The following is a 10,882-nucleotide window of genomic DNA, read 5'->3' on the forward strand; positions in this document are numbered from 1 at the left end:
CACGTCATTCCTGCGCAGGCACGACTGGCGTGACGAGTAGCGGGCCTACGGTGAGTGGGACCATGCCGCGGCAGCGCTCACCCTTCGCTGGTAATCCTCTGCACCAGCGCCCCCAGCACCTCCTCCGCCATATCGTTCGACACCTGGCACGTCCCCGCATTCTCGTGCCCGCCGCCGCCATACTCCAGCATCAAGGCCCCGATATTCGTCTTCGCACTGCGGTTCAGGATCGACTTGCCGGTCGCGAACACGGTGTTCTGCTGCTTCACGCCCCACAGTACGTGGATCGAGATGTTCGTCTCCGGGAACAGCGCATAGATGATGAAGCGGTTGCCCGCATAGATCACGTCTTCGCCGCGCAGATCGAGCACCACCAGGTTGCGCTCGACGCGGGCGCAGCGCCGGATCTGGTCCTTGCACTGTTCGGCGTGTTCCAGATACAGCGCGGACCGCTCCTGCACGTCGGGCAAGGCCATGATCTGGTCGATGCGGTGGGTGGCGCAATAGCCGATCAGTTCCATCATCAGCTGGTAGTTGGAGATGCGGAAGTCGTGGAAGCGCCCCAGCCCGGTACGCGCATCCATCAGGAAATTGAGCAGGTTCCAGCCGGCCGGGGCCAGCACTTCGTCGCGCGAAAAGCGCGCCGCGTCGCCCTTGTCGACCGCCGCCATCATGTCGTCCCAGGCGGCCGGGAAGGTGCGTGCGCCGCCGTAGTGGTCGTACACCACGCGCGCCGCCGACGGCGCCTGCGGGTGGATGATGTGGTTCCGGGCGCGCTCGAGGTTGCGCAGCGTTTCCGACAAATGGTGGTCGAACACCATGTGGGCGCCGGCGACATAGGGCAGATTGGTGGTGATGTCGCGGCTGGTGATCGCGATCTTCCCGTCCTGCATGTCCTTCGGGTGAACGAACAGGATGTCGTCGATCAGGTCCAGGTGGCGCAGCAGCACGGCGCACACCAGGCCGTCGAAATCGCTGCGGGTGACGAGGCGGAATTTGTGCTGATTCCCAGGCTGGGAACCGGCTTGAAGCGCGTTCTGCGTTGCGGACATCGGCACACCCCTTCTTCGCTGGTTGTGGACGCGGCCGGCATGATCCGGCCATGCAAGTGAATCATCATACCTTGCAATATTTCTAAATAACAGCTTTTGTGGCGAAACATCATCGCCCGGGGCGTTTGCCGCGGGTGGCCGGCGCTGCCGTCCATTCCCGCAATCCTGCAGGCTGTCGCACGGGGGCTGGCCCTGGCGCGCCGGGCGCGTTACAGTGATGCTGAGAGTTGCAACATTCCAACACCCGCCGGCAACGACCATACAGACCGGGGTGGGATGTGCCGGCCGCCGTGCGCGGTCAAAGAACAACACCGGAAAACGAACACGCCATGCAAGCACGCAGCACAACCCAACAGCATTTAGCCGGCATCCTGTCCTGGCTGTACCGTTGCTTCGACGCGGTCGCCACCTGGGTGACCCAGCTCTCGTGGTGGAAGTTCCTGCTGTTCGCCTGCCTGACGCTGGCCGCGGCCGGCATCCTGCAGCAGGAGCTGTTCAACCGTCCGGCCGAGGAAGAGATCGCGCGCGCCGAGCGCGAAGCCGGCCGCCGCAGCGACGCCAGCATCCTGATCGACGAAAGCGGCATCCACTTCAATCCGCGCAACCGGGCGCGCGCCGCCGCCTCGGCCGAGCCGGAAGCGCCGGCCAGCCCGGAAACGCCGGACGCCGTCACCCCGCCCACCCCGCCGATGCCGCCGGCCGCTCCCAGCCGGGGCGGTGGCGGCGCCGGCACGGTCAACGTCAACCCGAATGGCGACTCGGTCCACATCGAGCTGCCGCCGCAGATCGGCGAGGAACTGTCGAACGCGATCGAAGCCGCGGTCGAGGACGCCGCCGAGCAGAAGGTGACGCGCTACCACAAGCAGGCCTCGACCTGGTTCATGAACTTCGTGCTGCTGCTGCTGCTCGCCCTGTTCGGCACCAAGGCCCTGGTCGGCGGCAAGAAGCGCGCCGATGCCGAGGCCAAGGTGGCAAACGACGCCGCCGAGCGCGAAGCGATGCAGCGCCAGCTGTCGGAAACGAAAATGCAGATGATGCAGGCCCAGGTCGAGCCGCACTTTTTGTTCAACACCCTGGCCTCGGTCGAGCACCTGATCCGGGTCGATCCGCCGCGCGCCTCGGCCATGCAGCGCAGCCTGATCCAGTACCTGCGCGCGGTGCTGCCGCAGATGCGCGACAACGCCGTGGTCACCGGCCTCGGGCGCGAAGTGGACATGGTGCGCGCCTACCTGGACCTGCTCAAGATGCGCATGGAAGAACGCTTGAACGTCGACCTGCAGATCCCGGACGGACTGCGCAGCGCGGCCTTCCCGCCGATGATGCTGCAGTCGATGGTCGAGAACGCCATCAAGCACGGCCTCGAGTGCAAGCCCGAGGGCGGCACCCTGAAGATCGTGGCCGAGGTGGCCGACAGCCAGCTGCGCGTGACCGTCACCGACGACGGCGTCGGCTTCGGGGTGATGCCGAGCGACGGCACCGGCCTCGGACTGCAGACGATCCGCGACCGCCTGCGCATGCTGCACGGCGACGCCGGCCGCCTGCACATCGGCGCCAACAGCCCGAGCGGCGTGATCGCGACCATCGAAGTGCCGTATCAATTATCGAAGCCGGACCGCAACGACCGGCTTGCCTGAACGCCGGAATCGCGGAATAATCGTTCGATAACAAGCATTCAACAACCATACCAATCCTGAAGAGACCACCATGACGATTGCCGGACCGACCGCCATCATTGCCGACGACGAACGACTGATGCGCGACCAGTTGCGCATGCGCCTGGCCGAAGTGTGGCCCGAGCTGCAGATCGTGGGCGAGGCCAAGAACGGCGAGGAAGCAGTGCATCTGGTGGGCGAACTCAAGCCCGACCTGACCTTCCTCGACATCCGCATGCCAGGCAAGACCGGCATGGAAGCGGCGCGCGAGATCGGCGAGCGCAGCCAGATCGTGTTCGTCACCGCCTACGACCAGTACGCGGTGGAAGCGTTCGAGCGCGGCGCGATCGACTACGTGCTCAAGCCGACCGAGCCGGACCGTTTGAAGATCACGATCGACCGGCTCAAGGAGCGGCTCGACAGCAGCTCGAACGGCGGCAACGGCGGCGCCGTCAACGTCAACGACAGCGTCACCGCCATGCTGTCGCAGCTGGCCGAAAAGATCGCCGCACCCAAGCCCAAGCACTTGCAATGGATCCAGGCCAGCATCGGCCAGGACCTGCGCATGATTCCGGTCGAGGACATCCTGTTCTTCCGCTCCGACGAAAAATATACCTGCGTGCAGACGGCCGGGTTCGAGGCGCTGATCCGCAAACCGGTGCGCGACCTGGCCGAAGAGCTCGATCCGTCGCTGTTCTGGCAGATTCACCGCGCGACGCTGGTGAACGTGAATGCGATCGAAGGCGTGACGCGCGATATCCGCGGGCGGCACCTGGTGATGGTGAAGGGGCGGCCGGAGAAGCTCGAGGTGAGCCGGAGTTTCCTGCATCTGTTCAAGCAGATGTGATGGCGTACGCCCGGTCGCGTACGCCCTGGCGCGTACAGGCACACGCTCGTTTGCTTCCCCTCAACGCCACCGCCCCACCCAGCAGTTAAGGTAGAAACTCCGGCCCGCGCCCTGCGGGTCTTCACTACCTTCCCCACATGACACCTCAGCGCAGTTACCGCCGCCTCGGCGCGCCCCGCGCGATGCTGCTGGCCGGCTTCCTGGGCGGTGTTTGCACCAGCCGCCTGGTGGCGGTGCTGCGCCGCCCGCGTCCGCCGACACGCGGCGGGCGCGGCTTCGACAGCCGCCGCATCGTCCACAGCGCCAGCGACGCCATCCTGTCGGTCGACGAGCGCACCCGCATCCTGCTGGCCAACCCGGCCGCGGCCCATATGTTCGGCACGGGCGTCGGCGTCATGAAGGGCAGCGCGCTGGCGCGCTACATCCAGCCGCCGAGCGTGGTCATCTCGAGTCCGCCGCCCGACGCGATGCTCACGCCGCTCGACTATTTCCCCACCGGCAGCGGGCGCGCCGGACGCCGCGCCACCGACTACGCGGTGACCGGGATCCGCGCCAACGGCCAGCTGTTCCCGATCGAAGGCTCGATCTCGAGCGTCGCCCACGAAGGCCGCCGCGTCTACACGGTAATCCTGCGCGACGTCTCCGAACGCCACCTGGTGCAGCAGAAGCTGAGCCGCTCGCACGACCAGCTGCGCCAGTTGTCGGCGGCCCTGCAAAGCATCCGCGAAGAAGAGCGCACCCACATTGCGCGCGAACTGCACGACGACCTCGGCCAGTTGCTGGCCTCACTGCGCATGGACCTGACCCTGCTCGGCCGCATCGACCACCTGCCCGAAGCCAGCGTGCACCTGATCGCCGGCATGGAAACCAATCTGCTGACCGCGATCACCTCGCTGCGCCGCATCGCCACCAACCTGCGCCCGCGCGCCCTCGACGAAGGCGGCCTGTACTTCGCCCTGCAGGGCTTGCGCGACGAATTCGTCGAGCGCCACGGCATCGCCTGCACCCTGCTGGCCGACGAAGCCGAACTGCGCCTGGACGACAGCGCCAGCACGGCGGTATTTCGCATCGTGCAGGAAGCGCTGACCAATATCGCGCGCCACGCCGACGCCCGCAGCGTGGTGCTCAACCTGTACCGCTCCAACAGCGACTTGCTGGTGACGATCCGCGACGACGGCCGCGGCATCCGCGCCGAAGACATGGACAAGGCCGAATCGCTCGGGCTGGTCGGGATGCGCGAGCGGGTCTGGGGCATGCGCGGAGAAATCACCATCTCGGGCGACGAGCCGCCCGGCACCCGCATCGACATCGTGCTGCCGCTGGACGGGCACCTGGCGTGAGCCGGGGCGGCGTCAGAGCCTGGCGATCTGGCGGTCGATGCCCTGCCGCACGCGTGCGCTGCGCTCGCTGTAGCGGTCGGTCAGGTAATCCGTGCTGCCGCGCAGCAGCAGCGTGAACTTGACCAGCTCCTCCATCACGTCCACCACGCGCTCGTAATAGGCCGAACGGCGCATGCGCCCGGCGTCGTCGAATTCCTGATAGGCCATCGGCACCGAGGACTGGTTCGGGATCGTGAACATGCGCATCCAGCGTCCCAGCAGGCGCAGGCTGTTGACCACGTTGAAGGATTGCGAACCGCCGCACACCTGCATCAGCGCCAGAGTGCGGCCCTGGCTCGGGCGGATCGCGCCCTGCTCCAGCGGAATCCAGTCGATCTGGTTCTTCATCACGGCGGTCACCGCGCCGTGCCGCTCCGGACTGCACCACACCTGCCCTTCCGACCACAGGCACAGCGCGCGCAGTTCGGCCACCTTCGGGTGGCTGTCCGCTACGCTGTCCACCACCGGCAGGCCGGCCGGATCGAAGATCCTCACCTCGGCGCCGAGCGCCTCCAGGATGCGCGCCGCCTCCTGCGTCAGGAAGCGGCTGTAGGAGCGCTCGCGCAGCGAGCCGTACAGCATCAGGATGCGCGGCGGATGGTCGTATTTGCCGACCGGCGCCAGCTTGCCGGGTTCGGGCTGGTCCCAGCGCGCCGGGTCGATGTTCGGAAGGTCGGGAAGTGTGTCCATATGATTTCTCGCTTGCGTAGCGTAAACGGTTCAGGAAAGACGCAGCGCCAGTGCGCACAGCGTCAGCAGCAGGATCGGCAGCGTCAGCACGATGCCGATGCGGAAGTATTCGCCCCACGTGATCCGAATCCCCTTGGCCGCCAGCACGTGCAGCCACAGCAGCGTGGCCAGGCTGCCGATCGGGGTGATCTTGGGACCGAGGTCGCTGCCGATTACGTTGGCGTAGATCATCGCTTCGCGCACCGCGCCGCTCGTCGCCGTGGCGTCGATCGACAGCGCCCCCACCAGCACGGTCGGCATATTGTTCATGACCGAGGACAGCAGCGCGGCGACCAGGCCGGTGCCCAAGGCGGCGCCCCAGACGCCGTGCGCGGCGCAGCGTTCGAGCACGGCGCTCAGGTGATCGGTCAGCCCGGCATTGCGCAGGCCATACACCACCAGGTACATGCCGAGCGAGAACACCACCACCTGCCACGGCGCCCCCATGAGCACCGCGCGCGTCGGGATGGCGCGGGCGCGCGCCGCCACCGCCAGCAGGACCAGCGCGCCCAGCGCCGCTACCGCGCTGACCGGCACGCCGAGCGGCTCGAGCCAGAAGAAGCCGGCCAGCAGCAGCGCCAGCACCCACCAGCCGGCGATGAAGGTGGCCCGGTCGTGGATCGCCTGCTGCGGGCGCTTCAACTGCGCCAGATCGTAGCGCGCCGGGATGTCGCGTCCAAAGAACCACAGCAGCGCGCCCAGCGTGGCCAGCACCGCCACCAGGTTCACCGGCGCCATCACCGCCGCGTAGCGATTGAAGCCGATATCGAAATAATCGGCCGACACGATGTTGACCAGGTTCGACACCACCAGCGGCAGGCTGGCGGTATCGGCGATGAAGCCGGCCGCCATCACGTAGGCCAGCACCGCGCGCGGCGGGAAGCGCAGCGCCGCCAGCATGGCGACCACGATCGGGGTCAGGATCAGGGCTGCGCCATCGTTGGCGAATACGGCCGCCACCAGCGCGCCGAGCAGGATCAGCAGCACGAACAGGCGCCGCCCGCTGCCCTTGCCCCAGTGCGCGACGTGCAGGGCCGCCCATTCGAACGAGCCGGCGCGGTCGAGCAGCAGGCTGATGACGATGATCGCCACGAAGGCGCCGGTGGCGTTCCAGACGATCTGCCACACGAGGGGAATGTCGCCGGGTCCAATCGCGCCGGCAAGCAGGGCCACCACGGCGCCGGCGGCGGCGCTCCAGCCGATGCCCAGGCCGCGCGGCTGCCAGATCACCAGGGTCAGGGTTCCGAGGAAAATCAGAATGGCGGTCAGCATCTTGCTTCCCCGCCAGTACCGCCCGCCTGATGCGGCCCGGGGTGCGTGGTCATGCCGGTGAGCAGATTCATGGAACGATCTGGCCGATGCGGTCCAATGCTTGCTTGAAGCGGGCGGGATCGTCCGGTAAGTCGTCAAGCTGCAAGGCGAAGAATGCCTCGATGCGCGCGCGCAGGATGGCGTACGCGCGCTCGAAAGCAGCCGCTATCTCGGCCTCGCTGCCCTCGACATGGCTCGGATCCTCGACACCCCAGTGCGTGCGCAGCACCGGCCCCAGCCAGGCCGGGCAGGTTTCGCCGGCCGCGCTGGCGCAGACTGTCACCACGACATCGGGCGTGAGCGGCAAGCTATCCCACGACTTGCTGTAATAGCCGCCGGTCGCGATCCCCTTGCGCTCCAGTAGCGCCAGCGCCCGCTCGTTAAGCTTGCCCGTCGGCTGGCTGCCGGCGCTGATGGCGTGCCAGCCGGTCGGCGCCAGATGGTTGAACAGCGCTTCGGCGATCAGCGAACGGCACGAGTTGCCGGTGCACAGGAACAGGACATTCATTGCGCCTCCTGGGCCAGGCTCAGCTGCCAGTAGCCGACGTCGATCCAGCGCCCGAACTTGTAGCCGACGTCGGCGAAATGCGCCACCTTGCGAAAGCCGAGCCGCTCATGCAGCGCGACGCTGCGCGCGTTCGGCTGCGCGATGCCGGCGATGACCGTGCGCAGGCCGGCCGCGCGCAACTGCTCGATCAGACGCCCAACCAGCAGCGTGCCCCAGCCGCGCCCGCTTGCGCCATCGGCCAGGTAGACCGTGCTCTCCACCGAATGGCGGTAAGCGGGCCGCGCGCGCCATCTGGTGGCGTAGGCATAGCCGACGGGTTCGCCTTCGTGCACGGCAACCAGCCACGGCAGCCCTGCGTCGGCGACGTCGCGGATGCGCTCCGCCATCTCGGCCTCTGGCACCGGCTGCTCTTCGAAGCTGATGGTGGTGTCGGCAACGTAGCGGTTGTAGATCGCCACGATGCGCGCGGCGTCGGCGCTGGTGGCGGGACGGATCTCGATGGTCGGCATGGTTCTCGCAATGGTCAGCTGCTCTTGCAGCCAGCTTGTTGTGCCGGCGTGCAGGGAACGCCGCCGCAGCAGTTCTCGGTGAGGAAGGCCATCAGCGCATCCATGCTGTCGTAGCGCGCCGCATAGATGACGAAGCGTCCTTCGTGGCGCGACGTGACCAGCCCGGCGTGGGCCAGCTCCTTCAGGTGAAACGACAGCGACGACGGATTCAGGTCGAGCGCATCCGAAATCTTGCTCGCGGCCAGCCCTTCCGGCCCGGCCTGCACCAGCAGGCGAAACGCCGCCAGGCGCGACTCATGCGACAGCGCCGCCAGGGCGCTTGCCGCCTGTGAAATATCCATGCAGACCCTTTGTAAGGAACGCCGCCAGTTAGCAGCGCCACATCATCATAATTCAATAATTGTTGAATTGTGACGATGAAAACAGCTTGCCAGTGGCGCGTCAAGTGCTTTCGAAATCCGTCTATTGCAGAAATACAACATAGCCAAGCTGTCATCAACTCGACATATTGGCTCGATAACATTCGGGTCGATCTGAGTTGACGTGCTAACTCAACATCTTGTCGAAACCAAACTGGAGATCTTCATGAAGTATAAATGCCTGGCCGCCGCACTGCTGTCTTCCCTCCCGCTGTTCGCCCACGCGCAAACCAACGTCCAGATCTATGGCGTGATGGATGCAGCGATCGCAATCGAGGACACCGATGCGCCGGGCACCGACCGTCGCACCGTCGTCAACTCGGGTAACCAGTCGAGCAGCCGTCTCGGCTTCCGCGGCACCGAAGATCTGGGCAACGGCCTGAAAGCACTGTTCAACATCGAAAGCGGCGTCTCGCTCGACACCGGCGCCGCCGATTCGACCATGTGGGGCCGCCGCGCCGTGGTCGGCCTGCAAGGCGAATTCGGTACCCTGACCCTGGGCCGCGAGTACAGCCCGATCGCCGCCGTCGGCGCCGCTACCGACATCCTGGGCCAGGGCATGTTCGGCAGCAACCTGTCGGCCTTCGGCACCAACCGCATGACCCGTCGCCTGTCGAACTCGGTCAACTACAAATCGAACGCGCTGTCGGGCTTCACCGTCAACGCAGCCTACTCGACCGGCGAAAACAACGTCGACAGCGCACCGTCGGGCGACCTGCTGGGCGCGTCGCTGGAATACAAGAACGGCGGCCTGTACCTGGGCGGCGGCTACCACCAGACCGAGCGCCTGAACTCGGGCGACGACAAGGAAATGGCGTTCGGCGCCGGCTTCACCTTCGGCGCCTTCGAGATCAAGGGCAACTGGCTGAAGGCCGAGCCGGAACTGCAGCCGGAATACACCAACGCCAACATCGGCGCGTCGTACGCCATGGGCGCCAACAAGTTCTTCATCAACTTCCAGCAGCAGAAGTTCGACCGCAACGACGCCAAGGGCAACACCGTGTCGATCGCCTACACCTACTCGCTGTCGAAGCGCACCAACCTGTACACGACCTACGCCCAGCTGCGCAACAACGGCCGCGCCGCCTTCGGCATCAACTCGTCGTCGACCAACGTGACCCCGCCGGCAACCGCCCTGGGCGCCGATCCGTCGGTGTTCACCGTCGGCCTGCGTCACTCGTTCTAAGCGAGCGACCGCGCCTCCCCTGCCCGTGCGGGGGATGCACGAAATCCGTCCGGCGCAAGCCGGGCGGCTTTTTGTTTGATGCTGACCGCGTCGCATGACGCATCGACTGAACTGCCGAGCGGGCGCATGGTCTGAACCGGACCATCCCGCCCAACTAAGAATCAGTCATGGATCGCCCAACCGCCCACACCACCAGCACCGTCAGCTACCACACGGCCGATATCGACGGCGTCAAGGTGTTCTACCGCGAAGCCGGCCCGCAGGACGCGCCGGCAGTGCTGCTGCTGCACGGCTTCCCGACCTCGTCGCACATGTTCCGTGAGCTGATCCCGCGCCTCGCCGGGCGCTACCGCGTGATCGCGCCCGACTATCCGGGCTACGGCCAGAGCGACCAGCCGCCGCTGGAAAGCTTCGCCTACAGCTTCGACAACCTGGCCGCCATCGTCGACAAGCTCACCGTCAAGCTCTGCCTGGCCCGGTTCGCCATCTACGTGCAGGACTACGGCGCTCCGGTCGGTTACCGCCTGGCGCACGCGCATCCCGAACGCATCAGCGCCATCGTGGTCCAGAACGGCAACGCCTACGACGAAGGCCTGGACAACGCATTCTGGGCGCCGATCAAGGACTACTGGAAGGACAAGTCCGAGGCCAATGCCGCTCGGCTGCGCCCGCTGGTGCAACTGGAGGCCACCAGATGGCAGTACAGCGCGGGTTTCCGCGATCCCGAGCGCAACGTCAGCCCCGACGCCTGGATGATGGACCAGGCCTATCTCGACCGCCCCGGCAACGGCGCGATCCAGCTCGAGCTGCTGTACAGCTACGGCACGAACCCGCCGCGCTATCCCGGGTGGCAGGAATACTTCCGCCAGCACCGGCCGCCGATGCTGATCGTGTGGGGCAAGAACGACAGGATCTTCCCGGCCGCCGGCGCCACGCCCTATTTGCGCGACCTGCCCGACGCCGAGCTGCACCTGCTCGACACCGGCCACTTTGCGCTGGAAGAAGACGGCGAAGAAATCGCGCGTTTGATGTGCGACTTCCTCGACCGCAAGGTCAGCCGCTAAGACTGGCCGTGGAACATCCAGCGCCGAAGCATTGGCGCCGGCACGGCAAGCGGTCGGCTCAGTCGTGCAGCGCTTGCACCGGGCTCATGCGCATCGCCAGCCCGGTATGGCGTGCCACCGCCAGCAGCGCCGCCAATGCCGCCACCGCCAGGCCCGCGACCAGCGGCCACTGGCCGAACGGTGCATGCTCGACGAAGTCCGCCAGGTAATGCCGGATCGCCAGCGC

The 10,882-nt window shown here is 66.4% G+C and carries 11 protein-coding genes; 5 read left to right on the forward strand and 6 right to left on the reverse strand.

The window, feature by feature from the left end; all coding sequences use genetic code 11:
• Positions 1–77: 77 nt before the first annotated feature.
• Positions 78–1,052, reverse strand: a complete 975-nt coding sequence (locus QPK27_RS17240) for an exopolyphosphatase (protein WP_290419483.1) — start codon at positions 1,050–1,052, stop codon at positions 78–80.
• Between the two features lie 329 nt (positions 1,053–1,381).
• Between QPK27_RS17240 and QPK27_RS17245 the strand changes: the two genes are divergently transcribed.
• The 3 genes from QPK27_RS17245 to QPK27_RS17255 all read left to right on the forward strand — a co-directional run bounded on the left by QPK27_RS17245 (position 1,382) and on the right by QPK27_RS17255 (position 4,891).
• Positions 1,382–2,686 carry a sensor histidine kinase gene (locus tag QPK27_RS17245; protein WP_290419484.1) on the forward strand — a complete coding sequence of 435 codons (1,305 nt, stop codon included), beginning with the start codon at positions 1,382–1,384 and terminating at the stop codon, positions 2,684–2,686.
• Between the two features lie 70 nt (positions 2,687–2,756).
• The gene (locus QPK27_RS17250; RefSeq protein WP_290419485.1) at positions 2,757–3,551 is read left to right on the forward strand and encodes a LytTR family DNA-binding domain-containing protein; all 795 of its coding nucleotides are present in this window, start codon (positions 2,757–2,759) and stop codon (positions 3,549–3,551) included.
• A gap of 137 nt (positions 3,552–3,688) precedes the next feature.
• On the forward strand, positions 3,689–4,891 hold the full coding sequence (locus tag QPK27_RS17255; protein WP_290419486.1) for a PAS domain-containing sensor histidine kinase: 1,203 nt from the start codon (positions 3,689–3,691) through the stop codon (positions 4,889–4,891).
• Positions 4,892–4,903: 12 nt separating this feature from the next.
• Here QPK27_RS17255 and arsH read toward each other — a convergent pair whose 3' ends face one another.
• From arsH to QPK27_RS17280, 5 genes are all read right to left on the reverse strand, one after another.
• Positions 4,904–5,620, reverse strand: coding sequence for an arsenical resistance protein ArsH (gene arsH, locus QPK27_RS17260; RefSeq protein ID WP_290419487.1), 717 nt, complete (start codon positions 5,618–5,620; stop codon positions 4,904–4,906).
• A 30-nt stretch (positions 5,621–5,650) separates the two neighbouring features.
• The gene (locus QPK27_RS17265; protein ID WP_290419488.1) at positions 5,651–6,931 is read right to left on the reverse strand and encodes an arsenic transporter; all 1,281 of its coding nucleotides are present in this window, start codon (positions 6,929–6,931) and stop codon (positions 5,651–5,653) included.
• A 67-nt stretch (positions 6,932–6,998) separates the two neighbouring features.
• Positions 6,999–7,478, reverse strand: a complete 480-nt coding sequence (locus QPK27_RS17270; protein WP_290419489.1) for an arsenate reductase ArsC — start codon at positions 7,476–7,478, stop codon at positions 6,999–7,001.
• Entirely contained in the window at positions 7,475–7,987 is a 513-nt protein-coding gene (locus QPK27_RS17275) for an arsinothricin resistance N-acetyltransferase ArsN1 family B (RefSeq protein ID WP_290419490.1), read from the reverse strand. Before QPK27_RS17275 ends, QPK27_RS17270 begins: the two co-directional genes overlap by 4 nt.
• Before the next feature lie 14 nt (positions 7,988–8,001).
• Positions 8,002–8,328: a helix-turn-helix transcriptional regulator gene (locus QPK27_RS17280; RefSeq protein WP_290419491.1), complete on the reverse strand. Its 327-nt coding sequence runs from the start codon at positions 8,326–8,328 to the stop codon at positions 8,002–8,004.
• Positions 8,329–8,572: 244 nt separating this feature from the next.
• On the opposite strand from QPK27_RS17280, the gene QPK27_RS17285 reads away from it, so the two are divergent.
• Positions 8,573–9,592, forward strand: coding sequence for a porin (locus tag QPK27_RS17285; protein ID WP_290419492.1), 1,020 nt, complete (start codon positions 8,573–8,575; stop codon positions 9,590–9,592).
• A 167-nt stretch (positions 9,593–9,759) separates the two neighbouring features.
• Complete coding sequence (locus tag QPK27_RS17290) at positions 9,760–10,656, forward strand: alpha/beta fold hydrolase (RefSeq protein ID WP_290419493.1); 897 nt, start codon at positions 9,760–9,762, stop codon at positions 10,654–10,656.
• The last annotated feature ends 226 nt before the right edge of the window (positions 10,657–10,882 follow it).

It is taken from the genome of Massilia sp. YIM B02443, assembly GCF_030411955.1.
GTDB lineage: Bacteria > Pseudomonadota > Gammaproteobacteria > Burkholderiales > Burkholderiaceae_D > Telluria.

What these genes read in the sequence shown, in the direction of transcription:
- QPK27_RS17240 (WP_290419483.1), bottom strand. Translation starts at nt 1,052, where the DNA reads ATGTCCGCAACGCAGAACGCGCTTCAAGCCGGTTCCCAGCCTGGGAAT.
- QPK27_RS17245 (WP_290419484.1), top strand. Translation starts at nt 1,382, where the DNA reads ATGCAAGCACGCAGCACAACCCAACAGCATTTAGCCGGCATCCTGTCC.
- QPK27_RS17250 (WP_290419485.1), top strand. Translation starts at nt 2,757, where the DNA reads ATGACGATTGCCGGACCGACCGCCATCATTGCCGACGACGAACGACTG.
- QPK27_RS17255 (WP_290419486.1), top strand. Translation starts at nt 3,689, where the DNA reads ATGACACCTCAGCGCAGTTACCGCCGCCTCGGCGCGCCCCGCGCGATG.
- arsH (WP_290419487.1), bottom strand. Translation starts at nt 5,620, where the DNA reads ATGGACACACTTCCCGACCTTCCGAACATCGACCCGGCGCGCTGGGAC.
- QPK27_RS17265 (WP_290419488.1), bottom strand. Translation starts at nt 6,931, where the DNA reads ATGCTGACCGCCATTCTGATTTTCCTCGGAACCCTGACCCTGGTGATC.
- QPK27_RS17270 (WP_290419489.1), bottom strand. Translation starts at nt 7,478, where the DNA reads ATGAATGTCCTGTTCCTGTGCACCGGCAACTCGTGCCGTTCGCTGATC.
- QPK27_RS17275 (WP_290419490.1), bottom strand. Translation starts at nt 7,987, where the DNA reads ATGCCGACCATCGAGATCCGTCCCGCCACCAGCGCCGACGCCGCGCGC.
- QPK27_RS17280 (WP_290419491.1), bottom strand. Translation starts at nt 8,328, where the DNA reads ATGGATATTTCACAGGCGGCAAGCGCCCTGGCGGCGCTGTCGCATGAG.
- QPK27_RS17285 (WP_290419492.1), top strand. Translation starts at nt 8,573, where the DNA reads ATGAAGTATAAATGCCTGGCCGCCGCACTGCTGTCTTCCCTCCCGCTG.
- QPK27_RS17290 (WP_290419493.1), top strand. Translation starts at nt 9,760, where the DNA reads ATGGATCGCCCAACCGCCCACACCACCAGCACCGTCAGCTACCACACG.